General features: G+C 57.8%; 9 protein-coding genes. 1 reads left to right on the forward strand and 8 read right to left on the reverse strand.

All coding sequences use genetic code 11. From position 1 onward, the window contains the following. Window positions 1-17 precede the first annotated feature (17 nt). Window positions 18-9,551: a malectin domain-containing carbohydrate-binding protein gene (locus tag RB2501_RS16250; protein WP_187289155.1), complete on the forward strand. Its 9,534-nt coding sequence runs from the start codon at window positions 18-20 to the stop codon at window positions 9,549-9,551. Window positions 9,552-9,597: 46 nt separating this feature from the next. Here RB2501_RS16250 and RB2501_RS09345 read toward each other — a convergent pair whose 3' ends face one another. The 8 genes from RB2501_RS09345 to thrA all read right to left on the reverse strand — a co-directional run bounded on the left by RB2501_RS09345 (window position 9,598) and on the right by thrA (window position 18,434). Further along, entirely contained in the window at window positions 9,598-10,308 is a 711-nt protein-coding gene (locus RB2501_RS09345; protein ID WP_015754548.1) for a YebC/PmpR family DNA-binding transcriptional regulator, read from the reverse strand. 153 nt (window positions 10,309-10,461) lie between these two features. Continuing rightward, window positions 10,462-10,752: a 4a-hydroxytetrahydrobiopterin dehydratase gene (locus tag RB2501_RS09350; protein WP_041327151.1), complete on the reverse strand. Its 291-nt coding sequence runs from the start codon at window positions 10,750-10,752 to the stop codon at window positions 10,462-10,464. Between the two features lie 54 nt (window positions 10,753-10,806). After that, on the reverse strand, window positions 10,807-11,511 hold the full coding sequence (locus RB2501_RS09355; protein WP_015754550.1) for a flavodoxin family protein: 705 nt from the start codon (window positions 11,509-11,511) through the stop codon (window positions 10,807-10,809). A 180-nt stretch (window positions 11,512-11,691) separates the two neighbouring features. Further along, complete coding sequence (locus RB2501_RS09360; protein WP_015754551.1) at window positions 11,692-12,519, reverse strand: sugar nucleotide-binding protein; 828 nt, start codon at window positions 12,517-12,519, stop codon at window positions 11,692-11,694. Between the two features lie 24 nt (window positions 12,520-12,543). Next, window positions 12,544-13,629, reverse strand: a complete 1,086-nt coding sequence (gcvT, locus tag RB2501_RS09365; protein WP_015754552.1) for a glycine cleavage system aminomethyltransferase GcvT — start codon at window positions 13,627-13,629, stop codon at window positions 12,544-12,546. Window positions 13,630-13,712: 83 nt separating this feature from the next. After that, window positions 13,713-15,017: a threonine synthase gene (gene thrC, locus RB2501_RS09370; RefSeq protein WP_015754553.1), complete on the reverse strand. Its 1,305-nt coding sequence runs from the start codon at window positions 15,015-15,017 to the stop codon at window positions 13,713-13,715. 3 nt (window positions 15,018-15,020) lie between these two features. Next, complete coding sequence (locus RB2501_RS09375; protein WP_015754554.1) at window positions 15,021-15,968, reverse strand: homoserine kinase; 948 nt, start codon at window positions 15,966-15,968, stop codon at window positions 15,021-15,023. Window positions 15,969-15,995: 27 nt separating this feature from the next. Further along, on the reverse strand, window positions 15,996-18,434 hold the full coding sequence (gene thrA, locus RB2501_RS09380; RefSeq protein ID WP_015754555.1) for a bifunctional aspartate kinase/homoserine dehydrogenase I: 2,439 nt from the start codon (window positions 18,432-18,434) through the stop codon (window positions 15,996-15,998). Window positions 18,435-18,622 lie beyond the last annotated feature (188 nt).

Genomic DNA, 18,622 nt, shown 5'->3' on the forward strand with positions numbered 1-18,622 from the left:
AAACAAAAGAACCGATCATGTTAAGTTTCACCCCACATACGCGTCCCGGGCGTCCTCCGGTGGTACGTTTTCTCACGACGGCTGTAGTTTTTATCAGTCTCCTGTTTGCCAGTCAGTTGGCAGCCCAATCCTTCAGTCAGAGCGATTTGAATTTCAATGGCAATGGCGGTGTGAGTTCCGGAACATCGCTGATGTTCGGGCCAGACGGCAGGTTGTATGTACTCAGTTTGAACGGAACGGTGGATGTTTTTACAGTACAACAAAACGGCCCAAACGATTACTTTGTAACGGATTCCGAGGAATTGTTGTTTGTAAAGAATATCCCGAACCATAATGATGACGGCAGTTCCAACAGCGGTAACAACCGGGAGGCCACGGGCCTTACGGTTGCCGGTACGCCTGCCAACCCGGTGATCTATGTAACCTCAAGCGATTCGCGTGTCGGGGGACCTGGCGGGGATGAGGACCTCGATACCAACTCGGGTGTCATTACCCGGATCACCTGGACGGGAAGTGCCTGGGACGCGGTGGATATTGTTCGCGGCCTGCCGCGGTCCGAGGAAAACCACGCTACAAACGGCCTGGAATTCGTCACAATTGGTACTACGGACTACCTGATCGTTTCCCAGGGGGGGCACGCGAATGCGGGCGGCCCTTCGGACAACTTCGCGTGGACTACGGAATACGCGCTTTCCGCGGCGGTGCTCTCGGTGAACCTCACCATGTTGGAGGCGATGCCCATTCAAAATGACGGCGTACGGGACTATATCTATGACATCCCGACCCTGGACGACCCGACCCGGCCCAACGTGGGGCCCGAGGATCCGGATGACACGGGCTATACGGGAATAGACGTGGGCGACCCCTGGGGTGGGAACGACGGCCTGAACCAGGCGATGCTGGTGCCCGGCGGCCCGGTACAGATATTTTCCCCGGGGTACCGGAATACCTATGATCTGGTAGTGACCCAGGACGGAAAGGTTTTTGTAACCGACAACGGTGCCAATGGAGGATGGGGTGGTTTTCCGGAGAACGAAGGTTTGAAGGACGGCTCGGGTAATTCCCTGGTAACCAATAACTATCTGCCCGGGGAACCCGGGAGTACCTCCTCTTCCGGAGGCGAGCAGGTAGATAATGTGGACCACCTGACCATGGTGACCGATAATATCCAGACTTATGCTTTCGGAAGCTTTTACGGGGGGCACCCCACGCCCGTCCGGGCAAATCCCACGGGCGCAGGACTTTTTACCAACCCGGAAAAGAACATTTATAACCCTTCCACATCTGTGTTCCGCACGCTGATCTACGACCCGGACGGTTCCCGGGGTGCCGGATATACCACGGATGCGAGCATTGCGCTCCCGGCCAACTGGCCACCGGTTCCTCCGGCCATGGCAAACCCGGACGAGGGTGACTGGCGCGGTCCGACCGTTCCGAACCCGGATGGGCCGGACGATGTTCTGGTTACCACCTGGGGGAACAACACCAACGGGATCGATGAATACACCTCCACGGTGTTCGCCGGTTCCGAGAGTATGGTGGGCAACCTGATTGCAGGCAGGAACCAGGGTCGGCTCTGGCGGGTACAACTCAATCCGGACGGCAGTTTGCTCGACCTTTCGGAATTCGCATCCAACCTGGGCGGGAATGCCCTGGGGATTACCTGTAATGGCGACTCCGACCCTTTCCCGGGTACCATCTGGGTAGCAACCTTCAACAGCACGATTAAGGTATTTGAACCGCAACCTACCATTGTTTGCCTGTTCCCTGGCGATGACGGTTATGTAGGTACAGATGATACAGACGGGGATGGATATTCGAATGACGACGAGATTGCGAACGGTACGGATCATTGTACCGGGGCGTCGCAGCCTAACGATTTCGATAAAGTCGCAGGCGCTCCCTTTGTTTCCGACCTGTTGGACGAAGATGACGACAACGACGGCATCCCGGACGCATCGGATATATTCCAGATGGGGGACCCCGAGGACAATGGCTCCGATGCCTTTAATCTGCCGGTACTCAATGACTTGTTGTCGGATAACCCGGACCTGAAGGGCTATCTGGGGCTCGGATTTACCGGGATGATGAATAACGGGGACCCGAACCCGAACTACCTGGACTGGCTGGATGAGGTCGGGGCCGGGCCCAACCCGAACGACATCCTCGGGGGCGCCGTGGGGGCGATGACCATGCAGATGACTGCGGGTACCGCCCTGGGCAATGCGAATTCCCAGGAAAAAGCATTCCAGTTCGGGGTAGAGGTAGACCAGACGCTCAGCAGTTTTACCGTAGAGGGGCGCCTGTTCAATTTTGATGCCCCGCTCCAGCTATATGGATCATCCGCACCTGCTGCCGGAGAGATTGGATTGTTTATCGGTGATGGGACCCAGAGCAATTATATCAAATTCGTGATCAACCAAAACGGGCTCCAGGCCCGCCAGGAGATTGGGGACAACGCGCAAACACCCATCGATCTGACGATTCCTTCGGGCAGCCGGCCCGGCAATACGGCGACCCTTTTCTTTGTGGTCACACCGTCTACCGGAGAGGTAAGCCTCCAGTATAAATTCGACGGGGGTGCCATGCAGACTCTGGGGACGATTACGGCCCAAGGCTCCATCCTGACGGCTATCCAGCAGGCGGGAACGCCCCTTGCAGTGGGATTGATCGGCAGTTCCAATACATCCGGGCAGGAGGTGGAAGGTACCTGGGACTACGTCTATGTACAGGCCAGCCAGCCTACTGTCCAACAGGACCTGCCGGACCTGAGTGTTTTAAGCGGGGCCTCTCCGGGCTCGTTTAACCTGGATGACTACTTCAGCGATGACGGGGGTGACGGCAACCTCACCTACAGCGTAACGAACAATACAAATACGGCCATCGGGGCGACTGTGAATGGCAACCAACTCAACCTCACCTATCCGGCTTCGGAGGCCACCTCGGACATTACCGTGCGGGCCACCGACCAGGATAATTTTTTTGTGGAGCAAACCTTTACAGTGACCGTTTCTGACGAGCCCGTCCCATTGGTGCGGATCCGGGCAAATGGTGCAACGCTTGCCGCCACGGATGCCCCGAACCCGGATTGGGTGGGGATTACTGCTACCGGAGCCCAAAGCGGCACGGCCAACGGATATCCCTGGTCGGTCAACACGGGGAATCACTCCACGCATAACATCAGCGGCCGGGATGCCTCCGTACCGGCATATGTGCCCCAGGCACTCTTCGCCAATGAACGATGGGATCCGGGTGCAGCACCGGAAATGCAGTTTGATATCGACCTGCCCAGCGGGCAGACCTACCTGGTGCGTCTCTATATGGGGAACGGCTATAGCGGGACGTCTGCCGTGGGTCAAAGGGTTTTTGATATTACTATTGAGGGTAACCTTGTGGAAAACGACCTGGACCTGGTCCAAACCTTTGGCCACCAGGTAGGGGGGATGCTCGAGTACCAGGTGAGCCTTACCGACGGTACGCTGAATATCCTCTTTGAGCACGTAACGGAAAACCCCACAGTTAACGGGATTGAGATCCTCGGACTGGGCGGGGACTTTACGCCACCAGTGAGCGTGGACCCGATAGCCAACCAGAGCAACTTTGAAGGCGATCTGATCAATTTTAACGTGGTTGCCAGCGGCGGGGATCCGGGTGAGAATTTCACCTATGCAGCTACCGGCCTGCCCCCGGGCGTAGACCTGGAACCGACTACCGGACAATTCTTTGGCACGGTTTCAACCGGAGCGGCAGCAGGAAGCCCGTATGCGGTTTCCCTAACGGTCTCCAAACCGGGAAGCCCGGATGTGATTGAGAATTTCAATTGGACCATTTCCGATCCGAATGTTTCCGGGGACGCGCTCTACAGGGTCAATGCAGGCGGGCCCCTGACGGCTTCCAACGATGCGGACCCAAAGACCTGGGACGAAGACCAGGCGGTGGCCAATGCCAATGCCGGAGCAACCACCGGGACGCCCTCCCCCTATGTAAATTCGGGGGCGGAGGATGTGACCTACGGCGTGGTCCCGCTTCCTGCTGGTTTCACCAATACCACGGGTTACCCGGACGCCATTTTCCAGACCGAACGCTACAATACGCTGGCTGTCCCGGACAACATGCAATGGGATTTCCCTGTACCCAATGGCGATTACACGGTTAACCTCCTGTTTGCGGAAATTTGGACGGGAGCCCAGGACCCGGGCATCCGCGTCTTTGATGTTCAAATAGAGGGGAACCCCGTATTGACAAACTTCGACCAGACGGCAGCCTACGGCTGGGCTACGGCCGGCGTTGAGTCGTTCCCGGTGACCGTTTCCGACGGGAACCTGGATATCGACTTTATTATGGGCGTCCAGAACCCGAGTATCAAGGGAATCGAGATTATCCCATCCGGGCCGCCCGTCGACCTGGAATGGACCGACCAGACGGACGACGAGAATTATACGGCGCGCCACGAGGCCTCTTTTGTACAGGCGGGGGATAAGTTCTACCTCTTTGGCGGGCGAGAAAATCCGGCAAACCTGGATGTGTACGACTACCAGACAAAGACCTGGTCCACCATCCCGAATTCGGCTCCTTCCGACTTCAACCATTTCCAGGCCACGGAGTACAACGGCCTGATCTGGGTGATTGGGGCCTTCAAAACCAATTCCTTCCCGAATGAGGCCCCCGCGGACTACGTTTGGGCGTATAATCCGGCAACAGATCAGTGGATCCAGGGGCCGGAGATTCCGGCTGACCGCAAGCGGGGTTCTACGGGGCTGGTGGTTTATAACGATAAGTTCTACATCATCGCAGGAAATAAGCTGGGCCATAACGGGCAGTACGGCCCCTGGTTCGACGAATTCGACCCGGCAACGGGTACCTGGACCACCCTGGATGATGCCCCGCGGGCCCGGGACCACTTCCACGCGGAGGTGATCGGCGATAAGCTCTATGTGGTGGGCGGCCGCCTCTCCGGCGGGGCCGGGGGAACGTTTGCCCCACTGATTGCGGAGGTGGACGTATATGATTTTACCACTTCTACCTGGTCCACCCTGCCGGCCGGCCAAAATTTGCCGACCCCCCGGGCAGCGGCCTCCGTAGCCGTTTTCCAGGACGAACTCTACGTCATCGGTGGGGAGATTGAGGTAGACTTGCAAGGCAATAATGTCAATGATGCCGTGAAAACCACCGAATCGTTTAACCCAACGACGAATACCTGGACCACCCGTGCCGACCTGATTACGGAACGCCACGGTACACAAGCCATTGTGTCTGGCGACGGTATCCACGTCACGGCGGGCTCCAACACCCTGGGTGGTGGCGGCACCATGAAGAACATGGAATACCTTGGAACGGACAACCCCACAGGGACTGCCCTCACAGCGGGCCAGCTTTCGGTGGCTTCCTCCCTGACTGTGGAAACAGGCGGGGCCAGTGTGGTCACTTTAAACCATACCGGAGGGAACACGGGGATCCTTGTAACCGGATTCCAGTTAACTGGGACGGACAGCGGCAATTTCCAGGTATTTTCAGACCTGGCCTTCCGGTTTATCCCGCCGGGCGGCAGCCTGGATGTGATCGTTGGCCATACGGGTGCCTCCGATGGTGAGGTCGCCTCCCTGGTATTTGAGTACGACGGTACAACGAGTTCCCCGGTGGCCCTGACCTCCGGCGAAGGACAGGCTACTGTCCTCTACCGGGTCAACACCGGCGGACCGCTGACCCCGGCAACGGATTCCCCGAATCCGGATTGGGAAAGCGACCAGGGCCAGGCTGGGGACGCGGCCAATTCGGCTTATCTGGCAACCATTTCCTCAGGTAATTCTATCTTCGCAAAAACATCGGGAAGTGCCTATACAGCCCCGATTGATATGTCAGACCCTTCCCTCCCGTCAGGGACGCCGTCTTCCTTGTTCGAAACCGAGCGGTACGACGCGGATACGGCACCTGAAATGCAGTGGGAATTCCCGGTTCCTTCGGGTACCACCGTAGAAATACGCCTTTATTTTGCAGAAATATATAATGGGATAACAGCTGCCGGTCAGCGCGTCTTCGATGTTTCCGTCGAGGGCAGTGTCCCGGCTGCGTTTGACGATATCGATCCATTTGCTCGAAATGGCGCTGTCGGAGCCTTTATGGTGAGCCATACGCAAACGGTTACGGACGGAATACTGAACCTGGAGTTTATCCACGGGGTGGAGAACCCGAATATCAAGGCGATCGAAATTCTGGATACAGGTGGGGTACCCACCAACCTGCCTCCGGTAGTTACGAACCCCGGCCCGCAATTGAGCGTGGACGGGGACGTAGTCTCCATCCCGATCCAGGCCAGCGATACGGACCCGTGTACGGGGCTCACCTATTCGGCCACCGGACTCCCGCCCAATGTGAGTATCGACCCGAATACCGGGCTGATCAGCGGGACACTGCAGGACGGAACGGGTAGCGGCACGCCAGGTGCCTTTATCGAATCCGGCGGCCTGGTGGTCATCGAGGCGGAAAACAATAGCGGCATTACGGGTAACTGGAAGAATGCCTCCAATTCCACGGCGCCGAATGTGAACGACCCTGGCGGGGCTACCGGCAATGATTACATCTCCTGGGAGGGCTCCCAAAACCTAAGTACCCAGGGCGTCGGGTTGCTCGTATACCCCGTTGAAATCACCACCACAGGCACCTACCGCTTCCGGTGGCGTTCCCAGGTGGGCAATGGGACAGCTTCTACGGACCACAACGACACCTGGCTGAAGATCGAGGGGGATTCCTTCTTTGGGGAAAAAGGCACCGGAAGTATCGTTTGTCCGGCAGGTGCCGATTCCTCCAACGACTGTACGGGAAGCACTCCGAATGGTGCGAGCGGCAACGGCTGGTTCAAGGTGTACTCCAGCGGGACCACCAACTGGACCTGGTCTACCCAGACCAGTGACAACGATGCGCACCAGATCTATGTGCGCTTTGACACCCCGGGGACGTATAACATCCTGGTTTCCGCTCGCTCGAGCTTCCACCTGATCGACCGGATGGTGCTGAACCACCTGACGGCCTATAGCGGGAACGCCCTGGCCCTCTCGAATCCGCAGTCTGCGCAAAACACGGATGTAACGCCCGGAGCTTCGGAGAACAGCCCGTACAATGTGGCCGTAACGGTTACTGACGGCTGCGACCCGGCCCTGTCTTCTACGGTGGATTTTGTCTGGAACGTGACGGCCGAGCCTATCGGGAACCCGGAAGCATTCGTACAGGTGAATGCCGGCGGCGGCCTGGGGTCCTCCACTTTTGGCAACAATTCCTATTTGATACAAAATACGGGGGACGACATGATCACCAGTATTTCGTTCAATACACTCACCGGCTTCCTCCCGGATATCGTTTACGACCCGGTTGGAACCGCTGGTGACAACGCTGCCAAATGCCTGACCGAAGGGTCGGCTTCTGTTGGGGACGTGGGCATCACTGTCCCGGCCGACGGAGGTTCCGATGCCGAGGACTGCGAAAGCGTATTTGCCTCTCCCCACAATGGCGTTGACAATGACGAGGGATACGATGAACTCGTGTTGACCTTTACGGATTTTAATCCCGGGGAGGCTTTCTCCTTCGGGGTAGATATGGACCCTACAACCATCAAAGGCGATCTGAGTTCCGGAGATGCCGGTTCGGTGTCCGGGTTTGAGATGATTGGCAGCACGGTTACCATAACTTTTGCCAGTGGTGTCACTTATACGTCCAGCCTCTTTGACGAAGGGTCCATGGGCGGTTCGGATGCCCTGGTCAACCAGGTGAGCCAGGGTCTCGCGGCCCCCTCCCTCTTGGTCAATGGCACGGCCCAGCCGCGGTTGGTTACCGAGGCCAACCAAACCGTAGCCATATCCGGGACACCCAATGCAAGTGTTACGCTGCTGCGGGTGGATGCGCGCCTGCATATCGATGCCGGCAATCCGGGAGTCGGTTACGACATCGACCTGTTTGAGGCGAACGAAGCCATGGTGAAGGAGCTCTACACCGTAACCCTTGACGGTTCCGGCAACGCGCAGGTACCTGTTGTACTCACGCAAACGCCGGGTACTTCCGGAACGCCTGATGGCGGGCTCAACCACTTTATTGCGGTTGAGACGGCCCCGACAGGGGAACAGGGACTGGCATCCAATGTGATTGTCCTGGAGTACGATCCGGATGGGGTGATTGCCCCGTCTGCCCTTGTCGAGATCACCCCGGATGGCAGCGTGGATGCGAGCACGTACTCCAACAACAGTTTCCAGATCACCAACACCTCTACGGGCGGGTTGCAGATTACATCTGTGAGCATCGACCTGAGTACGGGGATCCTCCCGGATATGGTCTTTGACCCCGTCGGAGCCGGCGGAGATGCTACTGCGAGTTGCCTGACGCCCAATACGGGGGCTGCGGCTACCGGGTTTACGGCTCCGGGCGACCCGTGTACGGACCCCTTCAGCCAGCCGCGGAATGGCGGGTTTGATATTATATCGCTGAACTTCACGGAGTTCGATCCCGGGGAATCCTTTGAGTTTACCACGGACATCGACCCGAACAGCATCCAGGGCGTGGCCGGTGCAGGCAACGCAGGTGCCGTTTCCGGATACGAATTGATCGGGGCGACGGTAACCATAACCTATAACGATGGTTCTGTCCTGGTTGGCTCCCTCTATGAAGATGGTAGCCTGGGCGGTTCCCAGGTTCTTGCGGACGTCCTTCCCGTAGCGCCTTCGCTGGCCGTTTCGGGAATCGGAGCCGGACCTGCGACCGTCAATGACCTGAACCAGGTGGCTCAGGTTACCGGTACGCCCGGGGACTATGTGTCGCTCCTGTTGATGGATTCCCGCCTGTTTATCGCTTCGGGCGACCCGCCTTTCAACGTGGCGGACCCCACCTATTACGCGAATGAGGCGATGTCCGGCAAGGCCCTGTATTCCGGGCAGATACCCGCAGGCGGCACACTGGATATACCGGTAACGCTCCTAAACACGGCCTCCACGGATGCCGGGCCCGACGGGGGGCTGAACCAATTGATCGCCGTGTCGTCCACGCAGCCCTATGCGGTGGACCAGCCGGTGAGCATGACGTCCAATGTGGTAACCTTGCTGTACGACCCGAATTTCCTTCCGGCCGAAGCGTCCATTACCTATACGCTCCAGGGCCGTACGGATCACACGGCCGATCTGACCGTGGAATTCTACGAAGTAGGACAGACCACGCCCGCCTATTCGTTCACCCCAACGGGTGATGCAGGGGGTACAGCGCTGGTACAGGGCCTACCCGAAGGTGCATTCAATGTGGCCGTTAAAACAGGCAAGTACCTGCAGCGGGTGGTCAATGTAACCCTCGCAGCCGGGGCAAACACCGTGGATGCCGGCCAATTGCTGGCAGGGGATATCGACGGGAACAATGTGGTGAATATCGACGACTTCACACTCCTGGCGGCAACATTTGCCCTGGGCGAAGGAGATCCCGGATATGATGAAGGATCCGACCTGAATGGGGACGGAGTTGTCAATATTGATGATTTCACCTTACTCGCAGGCAACTTCACTGTTGCCGGAGACGAGGTCGAATAATTCAATACATGTTAATAAGTGAAAACCCCCGGAAACGGGGGTTTTTTTATTCCTGCATACTGTGGTAGACGTTCTGTACGTCGTCGTCCTCCTCGATCATTTCCAGGAGCTTCTCCACGTCCTCGGCTTCCTCGGCGGATAATTCCTTGGAGACCTGCGGGATGCGCTCGAATCCGGAGGACAGGATTTCGATATCCCGGGATTCCAATTCCTTCTGGATGGCGCCGAAACTCTCAAAAGGCGCATAGATCAGGATGCCGTCGTCGTCCACAAAAACCTCTTCCGCCCCGAAGTCAATCATGTCCAGTTCCAGTTCTTCCGGGTCGATGCCTTCGGCTGGAATCCGGAAGTTGCAGGTGTGGTCAAACATGAATTCCACGGAGCCGGAGGTGCCCAGGCTGCCGTTGCATTTGTTGAAGTAGGAGCGGATATTCGCCACGGTTCGCGTGTTGTTGTCCGTGGCTGTTTCGATCAGGATGGCGATGCCATGGGGCGCGTAGCCTTCAAAGAGGACCTCCTTGTAGTCGCCCTGGGACTTGTCGGTGGCCCGTTTGATGGCCCGCTCGATATTGTCCTTGGGCATGTTCACCGCCTTGGCATTCTGGATCACAGCCCGCAACCGGGAATTGGCATCCGGATCCGGGCCGCCTTCTTTTACAGCCATTACAATGTCCTTGCCGATTCGCGTAAACGCCTTGGACATGGCTGCCCAACGCTTCATCTTACGTGCTTTCCGGAATTCAAAGGCTCTTCCCATGGGTGGCGTTATTATTTCCAGACAAATGTAGCAATTCCCCCATTTTCGGCAAGGGCATAAGGAGCGCAGGGAGCAGGGGAGGGCAGGCCAGGGCGTGGGCCCGGCAGATGGGGACAGTGCCCGGCAGGTGGGGACAGTGCCCGGCAGGTGGAATCAGGGCTGCTCGGATACCAGGTTTTCAATAATTTCGGCCAACTGGAAATCCTTTTCGGTCACCCCTCCTGCATCGTGGGTGTTCAGCCGGATCTCCAACTGGTTGTACACATTGGTCCAGTCCGGGTGGTGCTGCATTTCCTCGCATTCAAATGCAATGCGGGTCATCAGGGTAAAGGCTTCCTTGAAGTTTTTAAATTCAAAGGTGGTAGCCAGGCAATTGTCGGTGTATTCCCAACCTTCCAGGCTTTTCAGTTTCTCTGCAATCGTTTCTTCAGATAATTTACTCATGGTTTCAATTTTCAAATTTTCAAATCGGCATATCTTCAAATCGCCATATCAACCTCATCCCCGGTATTCGGGATTCTCAAACCCCCAGCGCTCGCCGGATTCCCACCCGGCCCTTGAATTTCCGTACGCCGGATACCCGCCCTGGTCCTTCAGCATCCGGGCCAGGTGGAGCAGGTTGTAAGTCATAAAAGTGGTATTGCGATTGGTAAATTCGTGGTCGGCTGCGCCGGATTCGGGGTCCAAATAACTCGGCCCCGGACCGATTTCCCCCAGCCAGCCGCAATCGGCCTGAGGCGGAATGCTGTAGCCAATATGCTGTAGGGCGTATAGGATGCCCATGGCACAATGCTTTACCCCGTCTTCGTTCCCGGTAATAACCGTCCCGCCCACCTTGCCGTAATACAGGTACTGCCCTTTGTCGTTTTTTTCGCCGGAAAAGGCATAGAGCCGTTCGATGACCCGGGTGCAGACCGAGGAGCGTTCCCCGAGCCAGATCGGGGTGCCCAATACCAGGATATCCGCCGCCATGACGCGCTCAAACAAATCCGGCCAGGCATCGGTATCCGCCCCGTGCTCGCGCATATCCGGGTAAACGCCCGGGGCTATGGGGTAATCCACGGCCCGGAAAACGTCCGTCTGCACGCCCTCACGCTCCATAATTTTCCGGGAAACCTCCATGAGCCCGCGGGTGTGGCTTTGGGCCGGGGAAGGTTTAAGCGTGCAGTTGATGTACAGGGCGCTGAGGTCAGAGAAATCCATGGCTGTGCTTTTCTCCTGAAGATACGGATTCCTTTTGTGGGCAAAAAGCCCGGGCGCCATTGCACCCTGATTTTAGCGGCTTGAGTACGGTCAGTACATCGGGAACTGTCAGTTTCCTGTCGGGATTCGCGGAGGAAATCCGTTAGGGGATTGCGGGATTTGTCGGGGACCCTGAAGGAGTTATTGCGGGATGTGGTGGTCGATGACCTCCTGGTAGCCGAGCTGCAGGTTTTTGGGCAGCAGGTTGTGTTTGGGCAACACGGCCAGGTACCGCTCTTCGTTGGTGGTAAACACCCGCTTGAAAAGGGGTTTCCGTTCGCTCAGGTGCGCGGCGATTTCCCGGATAAAGTCCTCGTGGTGTACCAGGTCCCGGGAACCCAGGTGGAAGACCCCGTGTTTGTCGCGGTTGATAATGTAGTGTACCTGCTGACTCAATTTGTCGTCCGATGTTACGTTGATCACCAGGTTCGGAAACACTTCGATGGCCTCGCCTTCCAGGAGGGCGTCCCGGATTTCCCGGGTTCTGGGGGATGCATTCCCGAATACCATTGGCAGGCGCAGGATGGCCATCCGTTTGGACGGAAGCCGAAGGAGCATGTTTTCGATTTTGATTTTCAACCGGCCGTAGATACTCTCAGAAAGGGTCTTGTCAAATTCGTAGGAAGGGAATTTGCTATACGCGTCAAACACATTGGCCGAGGAGAGGAAAAGCAACCGGCAATCATGGCGGGCCAGGTATTCCGCCAGGTGCGAGTGGGCTTGAATTTGCGCCCCGAAATCGCCGCGGAGTGCCGAAATGATGATATGCGGCCGGACCTCGTTGATTACCTGGTGGATATCGTCCTCCAGCAGGTCGTAGTGTAGAAATTGTCCGTTGTCCCCAAAGCGCTTCCGCGCAGAACAATACGTTCCGTACGTGTCAAAATAATTGCAGAGTTCCTTGTACAGGGCATAACCCAGGAACCCACTACCTCCCAAAATCAGAATCCTCTTTCCTTCCTCGCGCACGCCTCTCTCTCCTGTTTACAGATTCTATCCCTTATAGAACGGGGGTTTCACAATAGTTGCGGGTACGTTTTTATTGCGTATTTGGATATTTACCGTCGTTCCGGGGGCTGCGAATTCAACGGGCACGTAACCCAGCCCGATTCCCCTGTTGAGGCTCGGCGACATGGTTCCCGAGGTTACCCGGCCAATCGGCTGGCCGTCTGCATCCGCTATGGTGTAATCCTTGCGGGGGATCCCGCGCTGCTCAATTTCAAAACCGACCAGCTTGCGTTCCACGCCTGCTGCTTTCTGGGCGGCGAGTGCCTCGTGGTTGACGAATTCCTTGGTAAACTTCGTAATCCATCCCAGCCCGGCCTCCAGGGGGGAGGTGCTGTCGTCAATATCGTTGCCGTAGAGGCAGTAACCCATTTCCAGGCGGAGCGTGTCCCGGGCTGCCAGGCCGATGGGCTTGATTCCGTATGCCGCCCCGGCTTCCATCACCCGTTCCCAGACCTGGCCGACTTCCTCGTTCTTGCAATAGATTTCAAAGCCGCCGGAACCCGTGTACCCGGTGGCCGAAATGATCACGTTGGGAATGCCGGCAAAATCCCCGACCGCAAAATGGTAAAACGGGATGGCGGCCAGGTCCTCGGAAGTGAGGGATTGCATGGCGGCAACCGCCTTGGGCCCCTGGATCGCCAGGAGGGAGTACGCATCGGATAGGTTGCGCATTTCGGCGCCGATCTCCTCGTTGTATTTGCTGATATGGTCCCAGTCCTTGTCGATATTGGACGCATTGACCACCAGTAAATAAGTCGTATCCTTGATGCGGTAAACGATCAGATCGTCCACGATCCCCATGCGTTCATTGGGCATGCAACTGTACTGGGCGCGGCCCACCTCCAGCTTGGAAGCGTCGTTGGAGGAGACCCGCTGAACGAGTTCCAGGGCCCGGGGTCCTTCAATGAGGAATTCCCCCATGTGGGATACGTCAAATACGCCGACACCTTCCCGTACAGTCTGGTGCTCGGCGTTAACGCCTTCGTAGGATACAGGCATCAGGTAGCCGGCAAAAGGGACCATTTTAGCCCCCAATGCCTCGTGTACCTGCCTGAGCGCGGTTTCTTTCATCGATGCCGGATTAATTACGCGGCAAATGTATTGAAAATAGTTTGGAAGTCAGGGGCGGGCACCCATTGAATTGGCAGGCAAATTCAACTGCCCGGGGGCTGCATCAGGAACCTGCGGAGATCGTCGTAGCTGGTAATCGGCAGGGCGGTTTTATCCCGTTCCAGCAGGCCTCGGAGTCGTTCCGGCAGGTCCAGTTCAAGCCCCAGCGTACGCTCCACTTCCGGGCGAAATTTAATGGGGTGGGCCGTCTCCAGGAAAATACCCGGACCCCCCGGGTCCTGCAGGAGGTAATCCGACAGGCCCAGGTAGCCCACCGCCCCGTGCGGGTCGGCGATGTACCCGTAGGTCTCGTGTAGGTGCCGCATGGCGTCCCGGGTCTGCCCGTCCGTATAGGCATGGGAAGTCATCACTGCATCCAGGTCGGGGAAGCGGTAGCCGAAAAGCTTCCGGATACGGACAAAGTTGCTCGGATCGGCTACATCCATGGCATTGGAGATGGTGGGGACTGCCTTTTCCGGGGCGTACTGGCCGCTTTCCATAAACCGGGGAACCGTGTCGTTGACGTTGGTCGCCGCCACAAACTGCCGGCAGGGCATACCCATCCGATGCGCCAGCATCCCGGCGCAGATATTCCCGAAATTCCCGCTGGGTACGGCGAATACCGGGGGTTTGGAATCGGGCCCGAGCTGCCTCCACGCCATCGCGTAATACAGCATTTGCGGAATCCACCGGGCCACGTTGATACTGTTCGCCGAGGTGAGTTGTCGGGCGGCCTTCAGGTCGTTATCCAGGAAGGCCCGTTTGACCATGCGCTGGCAGTCGTCAAAGCTGCCCGACACCCGAAGTGCCCGGATGTTCTGCCCCAGGGTGGTTAGCTGGCGTTCCTGGATGTCGCTCACCTTGCCTTCGGGATACAGGATCACCACCTCCACACCGGGCACCCCGAGGAACCCGTCTGCAACTGCCCCTCCCGTGTCCCCGCTGGTGGCCACCAAAACAGTAATTTCAGCCGGGGAATCCTTAGAGAAATGCCCCAGGCACCTGGCCATAAACCGGGAGCCCACATCCTTGAAGGCCAGGGTAGGGCCGTGGTAGAGTTCCAGGGAGTAGACCCCTTCGGAAAGCTCCACCAGGGGGAATTCAAAGCTCAGCGTCTCCTCGAGGATGCGGCCGAGGTCGGGGTCCGGTATGGAATCGCCAACAAAGGGCCGCATGAGTTCCAGGGCAATTTCATTTATGGGTTTTTCCCGGAGGTTCTTCCAGAAGCTGTCCGGCAGGCGGGGAATCTCCACCGGGAAATACAGGCCTTTATCCGGGGCAATCCCCTGGATAACGGCTTCCCGGAAAGGTACCTCGGCGGCATTCAGGTTCAGGCTGTGGTATCGCATCGGTCAGGTATTCGGGTTTATGGAATAGATTCCGCGTCGGTTCACCGGGCCGTGGTGGAGCGTATACGGGATGTCAATGGCGTCATAGGCTTTGCCCAGGGCGCGGGAAACGGCCTCCGCGGTATCGGCCCCGTGGGTCAGGGCATACACCGAGGGCCCTGAGCCGGAAATTCCGAACCCCAGGGCGCCCGCCGCCAGTGCGGCTTCCCGAAGCGTGTCGAACCCGGGGATCAGCAGGGACCGCACCGGTTCGATGATACAGTCCTCGAGCGACCGGCTGATCAGCCCGAAGTCTTCTGTAAACAAGCCAGTGACCAGCCCGCCCACATTGCCCCACTGGCGGATGCCCTTGGAGAGCGGGATGGAGGTGCGGAGCACCTTGCGCGCATCGGAGGTTTTCAATTCAATTTGCGGGTGCAGGATGCAGGCGTGCAGCGCCTCTGGGCAATGTACCCGGGCGATGTCCAGGGGGTGGGAACTTCGGACCAGGGTGATCCCGCCATACAGGGCAGGCGCCACGTTATCGGCATGGGCCGCGCCACTTGCCAGGGCTTCCCCTTTCATGGCAAACCCCACCAGGTCCGGCAGGCCGAAGGGTTCCCCCAGCAGTTGATTCAACCCCCAGACGGTGCCTGCTGAACTGGCCGCGCTGCTGCCGATACCGCTGCCCGGGGCAATGCGTTTTTCGATTTCGATCCGTACGCCCCCCGAATAGCCTGTGGCCGCTTCCAGGAAGGCCATGCCGGCAATTCCCGCTACGTTCCGGTCGGTTTCCAGGGGAATGTCGGCCCCGGTAACCCGGGTGATGGATACCCCGGGCTCCGGGGTCAATTCCAGGTGGAGGATATCGCCGATGCCGTCCAGGGCCAGGCCCAACACGTCAAAACCGCAGGACAGATTGGCAATTGTTGCCGGGGCAAAGACGGTAAGTTTTTCTGTTTTCATTTTCATCTGCGAAATGCCAGGCCCGTTCAGGCCCTAGAAGTTACCAATTCGGATAATGTCCGCAAAGATGCCCGAAGCTGTGACTTCGGCCCCGGCCCCGGCCCCTTTTACTATGAGGGGTTGCTCGCTGTACCGGTCCGTATAAAAGAGGACGATGTTGTCGCTTCCGCTTAGGTTAAAGAAATCGTGACCTTCCGGGATTTCCTCCAGCCCTACGGAAGCCTTTTCCCCGTCGAGCTGGGCCACATACTTCAATCGGCAATTCGCTCCATCGGCCTGTTCCCAAAGCCTTCTGAAATGAGGCTCCTGCTGCTCGAGGACTTCGTAAAAGGCGTCCACGCTTTCGGCCTCCAAGGCTCCCTCGGGCAGGAACGACCGGTTTTCGATCGCGTCCATCTCCAGTCGGAGGCCACTTTCCCGGGCCAGGATCAGAATCTTCCGCATCACATCCACCCCGCTTAGGTCAATCCGCGGATCGGGTTCCGTGTACCCTTCTTTCCCGGCCAGCCGAACAACATCGGCAAAGGAATCCTTCCCGTTATAGTTGTTGAAGACGAAATTCAGGCTACCGGAAAGTACCGCCCGGATGCGACGTACCCGGTCGCCGGAGAGGATCAGGTTTTTCAGCGTATCGATAACCGGCAGGCCGGCACCTACATTGGTTTCGAAAAGGAAGGGGGCGTTGTAGGTACGGGCGAGGCTCTTGAGCCGGGCATAGACTTCGTACTCCGAGGAACAGGCAATCTTGTTGCAGGTCACTACGGAAATACTGTTTTTCAGGTAGGAGGCATACCAGCCCGAAACGGTTTCGCTGGCCGTATTGTCAATAAAGATGGCATTGCGTAGGTTTAGCTCGCGTACGCGGGAAAAAAAGGCGTCCAGGTTGGCCGGCTCCCCTTTCTCCAGGACATCCTGCCATTCCGCAACCGGGAGCCCTGAGGCGTCAAAGACCATTTTCCGGGAATTCGAGATCCCCACCACCCGCAGGTTCAGCCGCAATTCCTTTTTCAGGACGCGTTGTTGCAGGCCAATTTGCGCCAACAGGCGCGAACCGACATTTCCCACGCCCATCACAAACAGGTTGAGTTGTTTGACCTGCTCCTCAAAAAAGGCCTCGTGCAGTGTGTTAAGCGCCTTCTTGACATCCCCCGACCGGATAACAGCCGAAATATTCCGCTCGGAGGCCCCCTGGGCAATTGCGCGGATATTCACGTTATTACGTCCCAGGGCGCTGAACATTTTACCGCTGAGCCCCTGGTGCTGCTTCATCTGATCGCCCACCAGGGCGATAATCGCCAGGTCGTCTTCTGCCTGCACAGGCTTGATGAGCTGTCGGTCCATTTCATAGGCAAACGTATCGTTCACCGCCTGGATGGCTCGCTCCAGGTGCAGGGCGGCAATCCCCACGCAAATGGAGTGCTCGGAGGATGCCTGGGTGATAAAAATAATGCTGATGCCCGCATCGGACAGGGTTTCGAAAAAGCGTTTGCTGATCCCGGGAATCCCGATCATGCCGGGGCCTTCAAGCGAGACCAGGGCGATCCCTGGGACATGGCTGATCCCCCGGACGGTCCGGCCCTCCGTGTTGCCGCGGGCGTGGATCAGTGTGCCGTCCGTATGGGGGTCGAAGGTATTTTTGATCCGGATCGGGATACCTGCATCCAGGACGGGCTGGATGGTTGGCGGATAGAGTACCTTGGCCCCGAAATGGGATAACTCCATGGCTTCCTCGTAAGAGATGAGCGGGATGGGCCGCGCCTGGCGGACGAGGCGCGGGTTGGCCGTGAACATGCCACTGACATCCGTCCAGATCTGCAGTTCTTCGGCGCCCAGGGCGGCAGCCAGTATGGCCGCCGAATAGTCGGAGCCTCCCCGGCCGAGGGTCGTGGTATCCCCGGAAGCGGTGGCCCCGACAAAACCGGGCAGGATACTGATTTCCTCAGGATTATGGAGTGCCTCGCGGACTTTGGTGCGGGTGGCATCCATCCGCACATGCGCATTGCCAAAAGTGGCATCCGTTTCGATCAGTTCGCGACTGTCCCGGAAAACGGCCGGAAGCCCCTGGCTTTCGTAATAGGCTGCAATGAGGAAGGAGGACAGCAGTTCCCCGTAACTCACAATTTTATCCAGGAGTTTCGGGGTGGTTTCCCCAATGAGGAAGGCGCCCTCCAACAGGGTTTCCAGGGTATTCAGGTCCGTTTTTACGCGTCCGATGACCGCGGCCTGCCGGGCCGGGGGGATCAACTCGCGTATGGTGTCCAGGTGCCGTTTCTCGAGGGAGGCCAGGCTTTCCTGGTAGTCTGTTTGCTGGGCAGCGGCCTGGGCGGCTGTCAGGAGAAGCAGGTCGGTTACCCCGCCCAGGGCGGAGACCACAACGGCCAGGGGACGGCCGGCGTCGGTAACTATTTTACAGGTTTCGGAAATCGCCTGGGCATTTGCTACGGAGGTGCCGCCAAATTTCAGGACTTTCATAAAGAGTGACTTAAGGGAGTTGGAAACAGGTTACAATACAGATCGGGCCGGAGATAAATACAGGTTCTTACCCCCAGGGGGTGCATCCCGTGGCGGACAGCGGGGTCGCTGCAAAGCGGAAAGCGGATATGCCGGAAAAATCTGATCGCATGGCGTGAACGTTTTTGATACGCCTGTCAAAAGTAGCA

The organism is Robiginitalea biformata HTCC2501 (genome assembly GCF_000024125.1).
Taxonomy (GTDB): Bacteria; Bacteroidota; Bacteroidia; order Flavobacteriales; family Flavobacteriaceae; genus Robiginitalea; species Robiginitalea biformata.

Excerpts from the sequence above, each read along its gene's own strand:
- RB2501_RS16250 (WP_187289155.1), top strand. The coding sequence starts at position 18 with ATGTTAAGTTTCACCCCACATACGCGTCCCGGGCGTCCTCCGGTGGTA.
- RB2501_RS09345 (WP_015754548.1), bottom strand. The coding sequence starts at position 10,308 with ATGGGAAGAGCCTTTGAATTCCGGAAAGCACGTAAGATGAAGCGTTGG.
- RB2501_RS09350 (WP_041327151.1), bottom strand. The coding sequence starts at position 10,752 with ATGAGTAAATTATCTGAAGAAACGATTGCAGAGAAACTGAAAAGCCTG.
- RB2501_RS09355 (WP_015754550.1), bottom strand. The coding sequence starts at position 11,511 with ATGGATTTCTCTGACCTCAGCGCCCTGTACATCAACTGCACGCTTAAA.
- gcvT (WP_015754552.1), bottom strand. The coding sequence starts at position 13,629 with ATGAAAGAAACCGCGCTCAGGCAGGTACACGAGGCATTGGGGGCTAAA.
- thrC (WP_015754553.1), bottom strand. The coding sequence starts at position 15,017 with ATGCGATACCACAGCCTGAACCTGAATGCCGCCGAGGTACCTTTCCGG.
- RB2501_RS09375 (WP_015754554.1), bottom strand. The coding sequence starts at position 15,968 with ATGAAAATGAAAACAGAAAAACTTACCGTCTTTGCCCCGGCAACAATT.
- thrA (WP_015754555.1), bottom strand. The coding sequence starts at position 18,434 with ATGAAAGTCCTGAAATTTGGCGGCACCTCCGTAGCAAATGCCCAGGCG.